Source organism: Paraglaciecola sp. QJM3NY_14 (assembly GCF_056173245.1).
Window position 1 is genome coordinate 1,229,839 of sequence record NZ_CM149664.1, and the last position, 16,560, is coordinate 1,246,398.

The 16,560-nt window shown below is 41.0% G+C and carries 14 protein-coding genes; 13 read left to right on the plus strand and 1 reads right to left on the minus strand.

Going from position 1 to position 16,560, the window contains the following annotated elements; all coding sequences use genetic code 11:
• The first annotated feature begins 325 nt into the window (after positions 1-325).
• From AC0VYA_RS05200 to AC0VYA_RS05260, 13 genes are all read left to right on the plus strand, one after another.
• Positions 326-1,318, plus strand: a complete 993-nt coding sequence (locus AC0VYA_RS05200; RefSeq protein ID WP_475490277.1) for an NAD-dependent epimerase — start codon at positions 326-328, stop codon at positions 1,316-1,318.
• A 305-nt stretch (positions 1,319-1,623) separates the two neighbouring features.
• A complete protein-coding gene (locus AC0VYA_RS05205; protein ID WP_475490278.1) occupies positions 1,624-2,391 on the plus strand; it encodes a WecB/TagA/CpsF family glycosyltransferase in 768 nt (255 codons plus the stop codon).
• 9 nt (positions 2,392-2,400) lie between these two features.
• Positions 2,401-3,492: a glycosyltransferase gene (locus AC0VYA_RS05210; RefSeq protein ID WP_475490279.1), complete on the plus strand. Its 1,092-nt coding sequence runs from the start codon at positions 2,401-2,403 to the stop codon at positions 3,490-3,492.
• A 3-nt stretch (positions 3,493-3,495) separates the two neighbouring features.
• Entirely contained in the window at positions 3,496-4,617 is a 1,122-nt protein-coding gene (locus AC0VYA_RS05215) for a glycosyltransferase (protein ID WP_475490280.1), read from the plus strand.
• Between the two features lie 13 nt (positions 4,618-4,630).
• On the plus strand, positions 4,631-5,887 hold the full coding sequence (locus tag AC0VYA_RS05220) for an O-antigen ligase family protein (protein WP_475490281.1): 1,257 nt from the start codon (positions 4,631-4,633) through the stop codon (positions 5,885-5,887).
• A gap of 12 nt (positions 5,888-5,899) precedes the next feature.
• Complete coding sequence (locus AC0VYA_RS05225) at positions 5,900-6,442, plus strand: serine acetyltransferase (protein WP_475490282.1); 543 nt, start codon at positions 5,900-5,902, stop codon at positions 6,440-6,442.
• Between the two features lie 24 nt (positions 6,443-6,466).
• The gene (locus tag AC0VYA_RS05230) at positions 6,467-7,372 is read left to right on the plus strand and encodes a glycosyltransferase family 2 protein (RefSeq protein ID WP_475490283.1); all 906 of its coding nucleotides are present in this window, start codon (positions 6,467-6,469) and stop codon (positions 7,370-7,372) included.
• 43 nt (positions 7,373-7,415) lie between these two features.
• On the plus strand, positions 7,416-8,420 hold the full coding sequence (locus tag AC0VYA_RS05235) for a glycosyltransferase (protein ID WP_475490284.1): 1,005 nt from the start codon (positions 7,416-7,418) through the stop codon (positions 8,418-8,420).
• Positions 8,421-9,338: a polysaccharide pyruvyl transferase family protein gene (locus AC0VYA_RS05240; RefSeq protein WP_475490285.1), complete on the plus strand. Its 918-nt coding sequence runs from the start codon at positions 8,421-8,423 to the stop codon at positions 9,336-9,338. It begins immediately after the preceding gene.
• Between the two features lie 52 nt (positions 9,339-9,390).
• Complete coding sequence (locus AC0VYA_RS05245; RefSeq protein WP_475490286.1) at positions 9,391-10,809, plus strand: oligosaccharide flippase family protein; 1,419 nt, start codon at positions 9,391-9,393, stop codon at positions 10,807-10,809.
• Between the two features lie 67 nt (positions 10,810-10,876).
• On the plus strand, positions 10,877-11,878 hold the full coding sequence (locus AC0VYA_RS05250; RefSeq protein WP_475490287.1) for a sulfotransferase domain-containing protein: 1,002 nt from the start codon (positions 10,877-10,879) through the stop codon (positions 11,876-11,878).
• A gap of 20 nt (positions 11,879-11,898) precedes the next feature.
• Positions 11,899-12,738, plus strand: a complete 840-nt coding sequence (locus AC0VYA_RS05255) for a glycosyltransferase family 2 protein (protein ID WP_475491032.1) — start codon at positions 11,899-11,901, stop codon at positions 12,736-12,738.
• Between the two features lie 113 nt (positions 12,739-12,851).
• Complete coding sequence (locus AC0VYA_RS05260) at positions 12,852-13,865, plus strand: acyltransferase family protein (RefSeq protein WP_475490288.1); 1,014 nt, start codon at positions 12,852-12,854, stop codon at positions 13,863-13,865.
• Between the two features lie 79 nt (positions 13,866-13,944).
• Here AC0VYA_RS05260 and AC0VYA_RS05265 read toward each other — a convergent pair whose 3' ends face one another.
• Entirely contained in the window at positions 13,945-16,497 is a 2,553-nt protein-coding gene (locus AC0VYA_RS05265; RefSeq protein ID WP_475490289.1) for a right-handed parallel beta-helix repeat-containing protein, read from the minus strand.
• Positions 16,498-16,560: the final 63 nt, after the last annotated feature.

Here is a 16,560-nt window from a genome sequence, read left to right on the forward strand (position 1 = left end):
TGAACATAAAAACAAGTGGGCAATGTGAAATTACGCATAACCTCAATAGTCAGCGCGACAATGGCCAATCACTCATGTCATAATAATAAGATGATGCCATATTATGCTACATATTAAATAAAAGTAATTTTTGATGCGAAATGTCCTGTATGAGACGGAATTCGCCAATAAGTATCAAAGACGTTATTTTAAATGAACTCAGATACAAATGATTGGATTAAAAAGTCAATCTGAAATTTATTGATTCTCCTTGTTAATTGCAAAGGTAAAATATCCAGAACAATAAACAATTTTCCTTTTCAACTAACTTAAAGAGCACTTAAATATGAAATATCTAGTCACTGGCGCTGCAGGATTCATTGGGAATTACGTTGCTGAAAAACTGTGTTTACAAGGGCATGAGGTCATAGGGCTGGATAACTTAAATGACTATTATGACCCCAATTTAAAATTAGCTCGGCTAAAGCGTATAGAGCATTTAACCGGGTTTACGTTTGTTAAGGCCGATATCTCAGACAGAGATACAATTGCCACTTTGTTCGCTCAAGAAAAATTTGACCGCGTGATCCATTTAGCAGCGCAAGCTGGGGTGCGTTATTCGATTGAAAACCCAATGGCGTATATAGATTCAAACCTAACGGGTATGGCCACCATTCTCGAAGGTTGTCGTCACAACAATGTCGAGCATTTAGTTTATGCATCTTCTAGTTCTGTTTATGGTGCAAATAAAAAAATACCGTTTGCCGAAGGTGACCGTGTAGATTATCCGGTTTCACTTTATGCAGCGACCAAGAAGTCGAATGAACTCATGGCGCATACCTACAGCCATTTATATTCGTTGCCTACAACCGGTCTGCGCTTCTTCACTGTGTATGGGCCCTGGGGCAGACCAGACATGGCGCCATTCTTGTTTACTGATGCTGTGGTAAATGACAGAGCGATTAAAGTTTTTAATGACGGCAAAATGCAGCGAGACTTCACTTACATTGATGATATCGTCGAAGGAATTTTACGTATCCAAAACGTAATACCGAAACCGCGCGAAGAGTCAAACAGTAGCTCTGAATCTTCGCCTTTCTACAAGCTATACAACATCGGTAACAACACGCCTGTCGAATTAGAAGCGTTTATTGGCTGTATAGAGAATGCGCTAAGCAAAAAAGCGGTGAAAAATTACATGCCAATGCAGGACGGCGATGTCGTAAGAACGTTTGCTGATATTACAAATTTAGAAAGCGAAATCGGCTTTAAGCCCCAAACTGAGCTCCAAGATGGAATCAATAACTTTGTAGACTGGTTTAAGCAGTATTATTCGTAGCGTGTTGAATAATGAGCGTTTAGTTAGGAAAGGCCACTGGATTGCAAGACGATGTAACGGCCATGTGTCATAATGGCGGAATATCACTTTGCTAATGTGGCCGTTAATTGACTTATTCCAGATTAACCCAAGTGACAGTTTAAAATTTATTAGCTTTGGCGTTATTATTGCTTGGGTGGAAAAGAGTTAATCAAGTTATGCTGGGCACGCGATAGTGAGCCTAGCATCAATTTGTCAGCGATCAGGTGGCTCTCTCGTTATACAAAGCAGGGAATCGTATTGAAATAGTTAAACGAGATGAATCAATGAAATTAGAAGAAGTAGTAAGAACAAATGTCGGCGGACTAATTACCGCATGTGTTGACCGCAAACAGTTAGTTGATTTGATGGTGTGTCGCGTTTTGGATACACGGGCGGGTGATATCAAATCGCCTCTCGTTATTTTTTCATCAAATGGCCACAGTATCTCTATTGCCAATAGTGATCCTGAAATGGGCCGTATGCTTAATGAAGCCGATATACTGCATGCCGATGGGCAAAGTGTAGTGAGCTTTTCACGTTGGTTTAGTGAAAAGGAGATACCGGAACGCAGCGCTACCACAGATACCATTCATGACGTCCCTATGATGTCACCAGAAACCGTTAAACATTTTCTTCTTGGGGCGAACCAAGCAACCATTGAAAAATGCGGCAATATTATGTCAGAAAAATATAATAACTTTGACGTTGTCGGCACCCAACATGGGTATTTTAGCGAAGCAGACGAAGATGAGATTGTCGCCAAAATTAATGCTTCAGGTTGCGAAGTGCTGTGGGTCGGGTTAGGAAAGCCCAAAGAGCAATTGTTTATCTTGAGAAACAAAAGCAAGTTAACGGTTCCCGTCATTATCTCGTGCGGCGGCTGCTACAATTTTGTCACGGGCGATTACAAACGTGCTCCCGCCATCTTTCAAAAGCTAGGGTTAGAATGGCTACACAGAGCCATGACCGAACCTAAGAAGCTGTTATGGCGATATATCACGACCAACCCCCATGCCATATATTGTGTCATTAAACATCGCTACTTTGTTTAGGGAATAAACATGAGCCGTAACAATGTACTGTTTTTACACAAGTGGTTTTCGTTATCTGGTGGGGTTGAACGCGTTCACCAAAACTTATCGAATGCGCTGGCTAATGAGGGTATTTCCTCAGAATTCTACGTATACGATATAAAAGGCGATAAAAAAGCCGGTTATGACAAACTGATCGACTCCAAGAAGGCGACGCATCCGAATCAATCTGATAGTTTCTTCAAAAAGTTAAAGCACTTATTTGCTCATATTAAAGCTAACGATATCGATGTCATCATTGCCGCGACGGAAACGGCAAATATTTTAGCCGCATTCTGCGCGTTAAGATTTCCAAAATTATCGGTGGTATATACCAGACATTGCGCTTTCGATGTGAGCGATCAAAAGCTATCACCCGCGAAGATAAAATTGCTTTATAATTTCTACTCGTTGACGGGCGGGGCAATAGTGACCGTTTCTGGGTCACTTCAGCAGGAACTACTTCGCAACATTAAACTTGGCAGAAAGCACGTCGAATTTATTCCCAACGCTGTGGTCGACCAACAAGTGATAGCGAAATCTTTGAACAATACCGACGCATTTGAATCAACCGATTACTTTTGTGCTGTGGGGCGGCTAGTAGAGCAAAAAGGTTTTGATATGCTCATTCAAGCTTACGCGCAAGCCCGTCAGGCGAATAACAACCTACCAAAGTTGCTCATCGTTGGCATTGGTGAACTAGTAGATGAATTAACTCAACTAGCAGAGTCACTGAACATTAAAGAGTATGTTGAGTTCTACGGCTTTACTGAAAACCCATATTACATTATACGCAACGCCCAAGCGTTTATTTTGTCATCTCGACATGAAGGTATGCCCACGGCGCTAGTAGAGGCGATGTATCTAAATACACCGGTTATCGCTTTTGATTGTCCTACTGGGCCTTCTGAGCTAATCGAAAACGGTGTAAATGGCTTCTTGGTTGAAACTAACAATGTTGAAAAGTTGGCTGACGCGATAGGGCGTTATAAACAGCTCATTGGTAAAGATATTGCTGATAGCGTGAGCGCGTTTGAGTACCAAAGTGTCGCACGTCGTTACATCAAAGAATTCAGTAGGTAAATAATGGCGAAAATCAGTATTGTGTTGCATGATTTGCGTGGTGGTGGCGCAGAAAAAATGATGGTGCGCTTAGCGAACCAGTTAGCGCAAAATGGTGATACTGTAGAAATGATACTATTGACCGCAGGTGGGGTTAATAAATCATTTTTAAGTGAATCGGTAACACTCGTTGAGTTGAATTCGGCCCGCACTTTGTCTGCTTTTGCGCCCTTGCGTAAACACCTAAAGCAGTCAAATCCAGATGGCATATTATCCGCTCTCACGCATGTCAATGTCATTACCGCTGTCGTTTGCGCCAGTTTAGGTTGGTCAAAGCGATTATCTGTTAGTGAGCGAAATACGTTTTCACTCGATCGCAAAGTAAACAATGGCCTAGTGATGCGCATAACCTATGGCGTTGCGCCCTACATTTATCGCTTAATTCCCAACCCTGTTATCGCTGTATCAAAAGGTGTGGCTGATGATCTTGTCGATTGCTCAATTGCTAGGCAGCAAGATGTATGTACTGCATCAAACCCAGTGATCACAGAAGACACGCGAGAAGCGGCTAAACAAGATGCGAAACATCCTTGGTTAGTTAACCAAGAGTGCAAAACTGTCGTTGCAGTGGGTCGCCTTAGCGATCAAAAAGGCTTTGATATGCTTATCGATGCATTTTCTCTCGTATCAAAAGAGATAAAAGCACGATTAGTCATTTTCGGTGAGGGTGAACTAAGAACTGCGCTACAAGCGCAAATTGATCGACTGGACTTAACCGCACACGTTGACCTCGCTGGTTACACCGACAACCCCATTGCCGAAATACAACAAGCCGACTTATTCGTGTTGTCTTCACGTTTTGAAGGTAGCCCGAATGTATTGGTTGAGGCGATGTCAGTTGGCTGTAAGGTGGTTGCTTTTGATTGCCCATCAGGGCCAATGGAAACGCTCAAAGGCGGTGAAGTTGCCCCCTTGGTTGAATATAAGAATATATCAGCACTTGCAAAAACGATGGTGAATGAGCTTTCTACTGATAATTCTCAAGATAATCGTGACCGAATCATCCGTGCCGTAACGCGTTTTACTGCGGAAAATTCAGCTAAAGAATACAGAACGCTGATTTTCGCCCAGCTCAACGTCAAGTAAGCGATCATTTATCATGCAAATTACCCTGGATACTTTAAAACGTGCTTATCTGTTTACGACCATATTCTATTACTTAGGCTTTTTGGGTTTTACCTCACGGCTGTTAAAAGGGGGGCGAGCGGATGATCTTATGAGTGCCAATGCCTCTGGCAATGTAGCAAAGCAAGTGATTGGCATTTTATTATTATTGGCGGGTATATATTTACTTCTCAAAATAGACAAAAAATTATTGTTCGCAATGATCATGCGAAGTCTGTGGTGGTGGGTATTAATCGCTTTCTTTTTAGCTTCTATGTATTGGTCATATGAGCCTAGTATTACCCTACGACGCTGTATTGCTTTTATTACTCTGGTAGTCGCAGCATTTTGTATTGTAACTAACTTTAGTGCCGAATCGCTGATGTATTTCATCGCTAAGAGTATTTTTGTAATAGCATTATTGGGCTTGTTATATTTGGCTATTTCACCGAGTAGCGCCCTAGGGGGGCATGGCGAACGAGCAAACATGTTTGTTGGGATAATGGGGGATAAAAATGGCGGGGCTAGGCTCTATGCCTATGGCATTTTGCTGTTGGTCGGTCTAGGTAAGTATCACAGCCGAAACAACAGAATTATGCTAGCCATATTAGGTATTTGCTTAGTGTTTGCTAATTCAGCTACTGCCATTGTCATGGTGGTGGCTGGTACAGGGTTAATTTCACTGTTTAAAGTTATGCGCACCCGAAGCCCTAATATTAATTTGCGTCGAGTTATTATCATTACCTTATTATTATGCGCAGCAGCAGTTGCGATTTATTTCTTATATGCTTTCTTACTAGGTCTTTTAGGTCGAGACCCGACACTGACTAACCGTACGATAATTTGGGGCTTGATGGAACAATATATTGAAGCCGAGAGTACTCTCGGCTACGGTTTTGGCGCTTTTTGGGTCAGCGATGCCGTTCTAGGTTTCGTGGACCGATGGGGCTACATAGGTAACGCCCACAGCGGTTATTACGAAGCGTTATTAAACGGTGGGGTTATAGGCTTAGCATTGGTGATCATTCTTTCTCTAAAAATCATAAAAGATTTGGTGGCTGGCTATATTACCAGTCACAATAGCGAACTATTAGCCGCATTATTAGCCGTTATTCTATTGCAATGTGTAGTGAATTATATTGGTTTTATCATTATTAATCACAACAGTGCGGATATGCTTATCTATACAGTCATTTCTTTCATTGCATCGATCTCGCTTGTAAAACAAAACACACCGAGGAAACGTATTTAATGCCAGAGTTATATGATTAATAATAAAAGTGACTACAAGTATTATAAAAGTCAAGATGCTGAAAACAACTCCTTTAAGGATAATATTAAAGAGTTTATTTTTAATGATATTTGGCGTTTTACAAGGGCGCTACGATGTGCGGAGTATATTCTTAATTCTAAGAGTGGGCCGCTTTGGAAGACATACAAATTATATGTGAAATACAGATATAAGAGTATTGGTAAGAAGCTAGGTTTTAGTATACCCATGAACGTGTTTGGCCCCGGCCTGACCTTGCCCCATTTCGGGAATATCGTTGTCAGCAGTTATTCAAAAATAGGGGCGAATTGTAAAGTGCACGTAGGTGTCAATATCGGCTCTGCTTATAACAAACCCAAGGATGCCCCTGTGCTGGGTGACAATTGTTATATCGGCCCAGGCGCTAAATTATTTGGCGTCATCACATTGGGAGACAGTATTCAAATAGGGGCTAACGCAGTGGTGAATAAAAGCTTTATAGAAGAGGGGGCCATTCTTGTAGGCGTGCCTGCTAAAAAGCTAAATAAATCAAATTAGTTTGTTAACATTAGAGCGAAGAAAATGTCCAATACCCCTTTAGATATCTCAGTCATTATTCCTGCGTACAATTGTGCTAAGAGCATAGAAAATGCGCTTGCATCTGTGTTCACACAAAGCGCTGCACCTAAGGAAGTTATCATTGTTGATGATGGTTCAACAGACACCACGCAACAAGTGATTAAGAAAAGCAAATACGCTTCGCTCGTAACCTACGTTAGGCAAGAAAACGCAGGGCCTTCAAAGGCGCGTAACCACGCAATTTCGTTAGCCACCTCAACCTGGTTAGCCTTTCTTGATGCTGACGACCTGTGGGTGCATAAAGACAAACTGCGCTTACAAATGGAATTAGCGTTGCAGCACCCTGAAGCATTATTGATAGATAGTTATGCCACCGTTGATTGGCACGGCGAGCGAGAAATCACTATTTCGCGTGATAAGAAGGGCAGGGTTTTTAAGCAGTTTTTATACAGTAATGTCATTAACGCTACTTCATCGGTACTGGCTAAGCGAACTAGCGTGAATGAAATCGGTGGTTTCGTAGATGACCTCCGATTTGGTGAAGACCGTTTATTATGGGCGCAATTGGCAAAAGCGGGTGATGTACATACGTTACCAGTTGTCACTGTACGTAAATTTAATGAAGAAGGAAATTTAACCTCAAAGGGAGATAAAAACTATCATCACCGTGTTGATCTAGTGCATCGTTTATTGAACTTAACAAATGTTTCCGAAAATGAATTAGCTGATATTTGGTTTATGAACGTTAAAGACTTTTTGAGGTTAAGTTTTAAAGTAAATGATACGAATAGTTTTCTTAGAGTGTTTTCAGCTACATTAAAGTATTCAAAAATGAAGCTTTGGTTCTCAAAATATGGCGTTCTAGCAGTGTACGCAAAAATATTTAAAAGTTTTAAGCCGTTAGTTTGAACCGCAGTAATTTATTTAGGATTAGCATAACCAGAGGTCAATTGTGAAAAAAGTCGATATCACCATTTTATCTTGGGATAGATTAGAAGATACAAAGCAAGCCATGTTGAGCGGCTTAGCGCAGCAGAATGTAGTGACAAAGGTTATCGTTATAGACCAAGGCTCTCAACTTGAAAATGTCGCCAAATTACGAAAATTCTCACAGGATAAGAATAACTTAACCATCGTTTATAATAGTTGCAATCTCGGCGTGCCCGGGGGGCGTAACCAGGCAGCTCTGCAAGGGGATGGCGATTATATTATTGGCTTAGACAATGACGCAGAATTTGTTGACGAGTTCCAAGTGCAAAAGGCTGTAGAGATTATGGAGGCTGACCCCTCGATTGGTGTGTTGGGGTTTCGGGTATTACGCTTTGGTACCCAAGAAGATGATCGTAGTAGTTGGTATTACTCAAAAAGTGTTGATCAATATGGCGACAAGAGTTTTGCAACCACTCACTTCGTCGGGGCTGGCCATATGATACGTCGTAGTGCCTTTGAAGAAGTGAAAGGCTACGACGATATATTGTTTTTTATGCAAGAAGAAATCGATTTGTCAGAGCGTATAATCAACGCCGGCTACAAGTTAGTGTATTCCCCTGAAGTCGTTATAGGCCATAAAGTGTCAGCCGAGCATCGCGTCAACTGGACTGGTATGCGTTGGGAATACAACGTACGTAATGCTTTTTACTTGCATGTAAAGCGCGGCACGCCTATCCCTAATTTAATTTTTCATACGTTATTACTTGTTCGTAGAGGGGCAAAAGCGGGTATGTTTTTCAAGTCTTTGTCGGCTGTATGGCAGGGCGTTAAGTTAATACCGACGGCAAGACGAGAGCGTAAACATAATTCAAGTAACATTATAACGCCGATGGCGCGTGAGTATAGGGCCTCATGTTCATCTAGTAAAAGTAAATCAAACTGGCAGCGCTTTAAAATGCGTATCACTGCATCAAACGTAGCACCAGGCGAAAGTGCAAAAAAATCTAAGAAAGAGGCAGCAAAATAAATGAATGGATTTATTGCAGAGCGTAAACACCTAGAAGGCTTAGCTGCCTTAGTCAAAGACAGTTTTGCTGAAGATATAGCGGGCAAAAATATCTTATTTATGGATTATCCCCTTCATAACAATGTTGGTGACTGGCTTATTTATCATGGGACGATGAATTTATTAAACAAGCTTGGTTGCAATGTAAAAGCGCAATACAGCACACACAACTATAAGAATGCGTTCAATAAAAAAGTACCAGAGGATTGGATTATTTTGCTTCACGGCGGTGGTAACTTTGGTGACATTTATGACGTTCACCAAAACTTAAGACGAGATGTGATTCAGCACTTTACTGAGCATAAAATAATTGCGATGCCACAATCTGTGCACTTTAATGACCCGAAAAACTTTGAGCAAGAAGCGCCTTTGTACCTGCAACATCAAGATTTAACCGTGCATATTAGAGATCAAGAGTCTTACTCTTTTTTAAAGCAGTACCTTCCTGAAACCATGTTACGTTTAACACCTGACATGGCGAGTACCTTAATCGGTCATTGGTCTTGGCAAGCGGGGGCCAAAGATACCTTATTTTTCAGACGTAAAGACAAAGAAGCCCCCGCGATTCAAAATAATTTAGAAGATTCATTCGATTGGGTCGATATGTTTTCAGGTTTAGATCGCAAAATAATGGGTAAAATAATGCGGTTAGCGAGACTTGAAGGGAAATATGATAAGACGTTTGGTGCCGCTTTCCTTTGGCAACACTACACTCACTTTTTACTTAAAAAGGCATGTTCAACGTTTGCACCTTACCGTAAAGTCGATACTGACCGGCTTCACGGAATGATTTTCGCTTTGCTATTGGGTAAAGAGGTAATATTGCGCGATAATTCCTACGGTAAAATTAAACGCTATGTGGGCGTTTGGTTTAAGTAAACTCGCCGAGGCTTAGTGAATAGTATGTTATATATACAGGTAAAGGGAATTTGTGAGTAAACACAGAGTAGTTCGACTGTTATGGATTTTTTTTGAGAAATTTGGTTTAGTTTTTCTTTCGATTTTTTCGTTTTTCATTTACGCACATCTGCTATTGCCTGAGGAGCTAGGGCAAGGAGCGCTTGTGCTCGGGGTTGTCGAACTTATCACTTTGATTTTTACTTCAACTGTTGACAGCTCATTTGTGCGTTTAGATAAAACAAGCATTAAGCAAGATGCGACTCTCTTTTGGGCGGGGAATATATTTAGCATTAGCTTCATGGCGTTTATTAATATAGGTACCTACTTATACACTACTGATGCAGAAACGCGCTTATTGATGAGCGTGGCCAGTTCACTATTGCTGTTACAAATGGCCAGCCGCGTATATGTTGCCCATATGCGTCGCAATGGCAATTTTAAAGCCTTAGCCATGAGAACTTTGTTGGGTAAGATAGTCGGTATGGCTGTTGGTATTGGGGCAGCATATAAAGGTATGGGGGCCTGGGCTATTATTTTGCAGGCAATATCCATGCAGTTTGTTTCGACTGCTATGTTAATGCTCAGTGATAGGCGTTCTTTACCTTTTACTATGGACATTAAGTTTTTTTGGGGCTTAGTGACGGTAGGGGCCCCTATTGCCTTAAAAGCGGTTAACGCGAGTGTCTTAAGTAAGGGGATCATTATTGTGTTAGGTATTGTTGCTGGGCCTGCTGCCGTTGGGTACTACAATATGGCGAACCGCTTAGTCGATTTACCTCGAAGTGCTATCTATGGCGGGATCATGAGTTATGCATTGCCCGTATTATCAAGGCGGAAACATGATACAGGCCTATTAAACCTATTCTACCAGCACGCTACACTAATTTCATTCTTCCTGTTAGCACCATTATTTGTTGGTCTTTCAATTTTCGCCAGCGACGTCATTTTGCTTATTTTTGGCGAAAAGTGGCGTCAGTCAATTCCGGTCTTGCAGTTACTATCAATCAGCGCAGCGTTGAGTTTTCTGTTTTTATTTACCAGTAGCTTATTGGCCGCAATGAATAAGGCCAAGTTAACGGTGAAAGCTGAAGTACTAAGCACAATTGTTGGGTTGTTGTGTGTTTATATTGGGGGCCTTGAGTTAGGTGCCATTGCAGGGGGGATAGCAGGGCTTGTCAGGTTATTAATCGTTGCTCCAGCCAATATATGGGCGCTAAATAAGGCCGTTGGCTATTCATACATTGAGTTCTTGATGACGTCATACCGCTGCGTTATTGCATGCGCTTTGATGTATGCTTGCTCGCTGCTTATGGATTTTTATTTGCCGTTGTCGGGTTGGCTGCATTTGCTTGTCGGCGCGCTGCTTGCTGGGTTTTGTTACACCGTGAGCTATAGCTTGTTGCATCATACTTGGGTGAAAGACATTCAAAATTTCATGAAAAAAAGCTAATGAACTCTGTCAATCTATACTGTGGGTCGCCTTATACGAATGATTTAACAATGATGAACTACCCCACGTGAGCTTCAGCGGATTTTTAAAATTTAAAATTATAATCCCGCTGAGAAATGGATTATTGCGATGCTGCTACAAGCTTAGCCTCTTTGATGAAGTTGTTTGGCTTATTGGTGATGCTCGCAGTGGAACGACGTGGGCAGCCAATTTAATAAACCATCATGGGCGTTATCGCGAGTTATTCGAGCCTTTCAATCCCTTCTTAGTAAAAAAAAGCAGTTTTTTAAAACCGCATCAATATCAAGCGGTAGCTTCAACAAATAAGCAGCTTGAAACAGTCGCAGGCGATATCATTCAAGGAAAATATATTGACAAAGGCGTTGAGCAAGATAATTCCTTAAAACGATATGTAGGCTTACTTATTAAAGATGTTTCAGCTAATTTGTTTGCTTATTGGTTAACCAATAAGCATCCGCACATAAAGGTAGTGCTATTGCTACGAAATCCTTTTGCTGTAGCCTTATCCAAATCGAAAAAGTCTGATTGGATGTGGGGGGACGACCCCTTGATGCTCTGGGAGCAGCTCGCGCTAAAAAATGATTTTTTACAGCCATACGAGCAGTTGCTATTTCGAACATTAAGCAAGAAGGATTACATTCTCAATCAAGTGTTGATATGGTGCATTATTAATTATGTTCCACTTAGACAATTTTCCGCAACGAATTTACACGTTGTCTTTTATGAAAACTTATTCACTCAGACAAATAGTGAAGTCGCTAAAATTGAAGGTTTTATTGAACCAGCGGCAGCGATGGGCGTGTCTATTTCACAAGACGTTATTTCTACGCCAAGCCGAGTAGTGGGTAGTCAAAGCAATTTGCTTTCAGGTAAGTCACCTTTAACCTCTTGGAAAAATGAAATTACACCCGCGCAGCTTTCTGAGGGGAAAGAAATTATGGCTGCATTTGGCTTTGCAGATTTATACAGCGATGATGGTATGCCTAATATGTCAGTTATTTCAGCAATAATGAGTAAAAGCAAGGAGACTACAGCTGTTTGTGGTTAACCCGCAGACGCCCTGACTGTATGGATATCTCACTTATTATTTGTACTAGGAATCGTGCAGACTGTATAGATAAATGCCTAACTTCGCTGGAGAATTTGGAATTTACTGGCGATTGGGAGTGTATATTAGTTGATAATGCATCAACTGATTCGACCTTTTCATTGTTACAAGCATGGGCTGAGTCAGTTCAGTTTCCGGTGCGTGTATTACACGAACCGAAAGTGGGTGTGTCGAATGCTAAAAATCTAGGGGTTGCACATGCGCAAGGAGAATTAATTGCCTTCACCGATGATGATTGTTACCCCGCCATGGATTATCTTGAGCGAGTATGTGATTCATTCAATAACAACGCGTTAGCATTCGTTGGGGGAAGGGTATTACTGTTTGATAAAAGTGACTACCCCATAACTATACAAACCTCTTCTACTTATAAGGAAATTCCGCCTCGAAGTTTTATTCGCACAGGCTTAATTCATGGCGCTAATTACAGTTTCCGTCGTGAGGTGTTAATTTCAACTGGCGGCTTTGACACTGATTTTGGCGGTGGTACACCTTTCCCATGCGAGGACGTTGACATACTGGCTCGGATATCAGCTAAGGGCCTTGGTGGCGCGTATGATCCTCGCCCTTTAGTTTGGCACCACCACAAACGTAAGTTAAAAAAGGATGCTGATAAGTTGATGACCTATTACGATGTGGGCCGCGGTGCGTATTACGCTAAATGTCTGGCCAACCCACATATTCGATGGTCTTACCTTAATAACTGGATCCGACTAATTCATAAAAATTACTTCCGATTTTTCAGAGAAATAAAAGGTGCGTTCTATTTTATTTTTTTTAAATTACGGCAAAAAAAGTAATCAAACCTATTACATTGACGAATCACATCAATTAGACCACTTCATGACATATTTTACGTTCCACAGTTTATAAGCAAATTTTAAGTTACTTCGAGATACTCAGGAGAATAATAATGGCACACACCCAAAAAGTGAGGGAAACATGGATCGATATTGTAAAGGGGGCCACTATTGTATTGGTGGTGTTTCACCATGTGTTTTCTGGGATAAGAACCTCAGTGGGTTTCTCAGATTTTATCAATGAACTATATGTTTTAAGTTCCCCCGTTCGAATGCCGCTATTTTTCTTGGTTGCGGGTTTGTTTGCTAAAAAAGCGATACACGGTCGGCTATCTAATTTTATCGATGGTAAGGTACTTCACTTTGCTTACTTCTATATACTTTGGAGTGCAATCAGTATAAGCATAAGGGCCGCTCTTGGTCGTTTCACTAACAATGAAGTAACGTTTAGTGATTTTTTTACTATCCTTTGGCAACCGACTTTTACCTTGTGGTTCTTATATTCGTTATTACTCGCGTTTGTGTTGGCCAGGCTCATGCGAAATATCCCGTTTTTGCTTCAGCTATGCTTTGCTGTGGTTGCTGCTATTTATGTTATGTTAACGATTCCTGAGAATGAACTCATACTCATCAAGCGTACGTTACGTTTGTTCCCTTTCTTTTTAGTTGGGGTGTATTGTTCCGTCAATATCAGGACCTGGGTAAATCGAGCATCTCTTCTGAGAGTCATAATACTAAGTCTGGGCTTCTTAATTTGCGCTGTATTGGCATATTTATACGGCTCCAGTGGCCATCCTAGTTACTTCTTTCCAATGTCGTTCTTCGCCATTGCAGCAATAATGTCTGCTATGTACTGTTTGCGCAAAACTTACTTCGCACTAATCCTGACTTACATAGGGGAGCGAAGTTTGTATATTTATTTAATGCAATTTTTACCCGCAGCCGGTTTTCGTGTCATTCTGCTCAAATTAGGTCTAAATATACACCCATTATTGCTGGCTATAGTATGCACAATCGCTTCGGTCATTACTTGTATAATCGTTTATGAGCTTTTTAAAAATACGCGATGGGTCAAATACTTGTTCAAACGCCCCAGTGTTCTTAAATTGAAATTAAGCAAAGAGTAGTCGCATTGGAACGCGACTTATTAAGTGCAGTAACGCAGCCGTAAGGCAGTGCTATTCGACATACGTAAATAATAAAGCTTTACGGTTGTAACTGGCCAATACGCAATAACACATTAGCGTCATTTGTGGTGTTTAACTTTTCAACAGTGACAGTATCTGACTTGTTATATATTCTGAAGTTGCTGAAGGAAGCCGAAATATCGGTAGTGGGCTTTTCGTCTTTATCGAGGATAAAGACAACACGATCGATTCTACCGGATAAGTGCTTACCTAATTCAATTTGATATCTGGTTTGATACTCTTGTGCATCGAAGTTATCAATTTCTTCAAAAGCATGAACTACACCGAAATTAGTTTGCGTACCCTCAATTATGAATGTGCGAGAATCTGTAATGCTATTGTTTGTTTCAAAAGCGATCCCTAATATCTCACTTTTGCCAAGTGAACTGATTTGAACTTCAGCGATAGTATCGTCTTGGATCTGATATCTAAAGGGGATTTGCTTCCATGTGTTGCCTTTTAGAGTCAACGTTCTACTTTCATTTTCGACTAGATATTTCCCATCACTATCCTGATTTGAAAAGGGATTGATAAGCACGGTTCCAAAATTAATGAAGCGGGGTAGTTCGTTATTTTTTATAGCTTTATCATAAGAATTCGATGTACTAGAAAAGTTCGGAATAAAATAGCGTGCAGGAGTGCTCAGCTCTACAACTGTATTCTGTTCGGTCAACTGATTGGCCACCTCAGCATTAACTAGGCTAATATCCCAATAATCCTTGGTTAATACTGCATTGTGGCGTGAATCATTTGTTACGCTATTAAAAATATAATTATTGATAAAGGTTGAACCGCCATAATATTCAAAGTCGCGAATACCTTGTCCCATATTTGCCCAAGCTACATCGTGGAGCAGGACATTGTTTTGAACGTTGACCCAGTAGGTGTAATCACCTTGAAAGCTTGAAGCGGCAATGCCATTACTACTTGTCTTAATAAAATTATCGAAAATATTCACTAGTCCTGCTGGGGCTGACATTAAACCCCCTAGCTTTATTGCCGCCCATGCCTTTTGCCGTTCATCGCCTAAGTTGTGAATAAAGTTATTAAAAATATAGCTAGGGCCAAGCATATTAGGTATTGCGCTGACGCCGACATAGCCTTGCTCTATGTCATTGTTATAAAATAATACATTGCTCTGCCCACCATCTAGCTCGATAATATCATCGTTGGCGTATGCTAAATAATTATCATGTATTGCGGAGTCGCGAACGAAGCCTCCTGTTGAGCGACCATTTGACAATCCCTCGATAACATCATTGAACCTGTGTTGGTCTGTTCCATAGAAGCGGTTGTTACGTATCACGATTTGGCCGCTATAAGCTTCGTTCTTATGGTTACCAGATGCCATAAATGCAGTTGGCCCTTGCGGGTGACCAAACTCCCAACTATTCGCATTGCTATTCGGCGAGTGAACATTACAGTTTTCTACCACCACGACGCCTGTTCGCTCTAAAGAAAATGCGGCATCGTAATTTATTGGCTTAGAATCGCTCTCTTTCTCATAAGCTTTGCCATTTTTAATGAAATTTGGTTGGCGCCCCCACTTGGACACGTCACAACCGTTGAACCATAAATGGTGAGCGTTCTTGCTTCTAATTGCCGACCAACTACCACCCTGAACCGTTATATTTTCGAAATAAATATATGCATTGTCACCGATATATAACGCTTGTCCTCCTGATTGAGGCCCAATTATGGGAGTATTGCTGTCGCCAATAATTTTCGCCCAACCCTCTTTAGTACCTTCTATACCTAAAGCTTCAAGATCGAGGGTACCCCCATGATATATGTCTCTTAGGTAATATATTCGCTCAGGATCGATTGGTGGAGAATTTGAGCGCGTCTTAAATGTATGCAATTGTTCTTCAATTACATCCCCATTATCAGAAAGCGTAAGTTTTAAGTCGTACTGCATATCTGGCGCTAGATGCACAACGCTGCCAGACTTGGCGCTATTGATTGGATCCCATTGTAAAGGTAACCCGTTTTGCCACTCATGCTTATTCATCGGTTTGAACAAAACACCTACCTGAGTGCTTTCATCTAGGTCATACAGCGTGATGCTAGCTGAATTAAATAATGGTGTTATTCGAATGTTTTCGCCAGCGGCGGTCGGCGGATAAATTATAGCGGGATCAAACCCAGCCCTTAAACTTGCGGTCGTAATAATGTCCGTTTCAACACGATTTTCTTTATAAAGCGTTTTTGTAATTTGTTTTGCATCGATCGGAAACAAAGTGAGTATTAAGTATAGTGTGTTTTCTTGCTTATTATTTAAAGCTTGTATGTAATCAATCAGATTACGTGTGGTGATATTTTTTTTGGATAAATCGAGCAGTAAGCTTGCAGCTTGGTTAGGGTATTTTGCCAGTGCACTTCTGGTTCTCTTTGGGAAAAAGGTTGATTCTTCAAATATGTCTATAAGTGGCAGTGGTTTGGTTATTGTGTGGGTAATTATTTCTTGAGATAGATAATGTCCTGGCTGCAACTTTACTTGTTGAACTGGAGCATGAAAGATACCACAGCCCGATAAAGTGAAAATGATGAATATATTTAAAATACGTCTCATGATGTCTCCTAAATTAGAGCTACACCCTAATATCAAGGGGATGTTTGGTGACATAAAATCTAA

Excerpts from the sequence above, each read along its gene's own strand:
- AC0VYA_RS05200 (WP_475490277.1), top strand. The coding sequence starts at position 326 with ATGAAATATCTAGTCACTGGCGCTGCAGGATTCATTGGGAATTACGTT.
- AC0VYA_RS05205 (WP_475490278.1), top strand. The coding sequence starts at position 1,624 with ATGAAATTAGAAGAAGTAGTAAGAACAAATGTCGGCGGACTAATTACC.
- AC0VYA_RS05210 (WP_475490279.1), top strand. The coding sequence starts at position 2,401 with ATGAGCCGTAACAATGTACTGTTTTTACACAAGTGGTTTTCGTTATCT.
- AC0VYA_RS05215 (WP_475490280.1), top strand. The coding sequence starts at position 3,496 with ATGGCGAAAATCAGTATTGTGTTGCATGATTTGCGTGGTGGTGGCGCA.
- AC0VYA_RS05220 (WP_475490281.1), top strand. The coding sequence starts at position 4,631 with ATGCAAATTACCCTGGATACTTTAAAACGTGCTTATCTGTTTACGACC.
- AC0VYA_RS05225 (WP_475490282.1), top strand. The coding sequence starts at position 5,900 with ATGATTAATAATAAAAGTGACTACAAGTATTATAAAAGTCAAGATGCT.
- AC0VYA_RS05230 (WP_475490283.1), top strand. The coding sequence starts at position 6,467 with ATGTCCAATACCCCTTTAGATATCTCAGTCATTATTCCTGCGTACAAT.
- AC0VYA_RS05240 (WP_475490285.1), top strand. The coding sequence starts at position 8,421 with ATGAATGGATTTATTGCAGAGCGTAAACACCTAGAAGGCTTAGCTGCC.
- AC0VYA_RS05255 (WP_475491032.1), top strand. The coding sequence starts at position 11,899 with ATGGATATCTCACTTATTATTTGTACTAGGAATCGTGCAGACTGTATA.
- AC0VYA_RS05260 (WP_475490288.1), top strand. The coding sequence starts at position 12,852 with ATGGCACACACCCAAAAAGTGAGGGAAACATGGATCGATATTGTAAAG.
- AC0VYA_RS05265 (WP_475490289.1), bottom strand. The coding sequence starts at position 16,497 with ATGAGACGTATTTTAAATATATTCATCATTTTCACTTTATCGGGCTGT.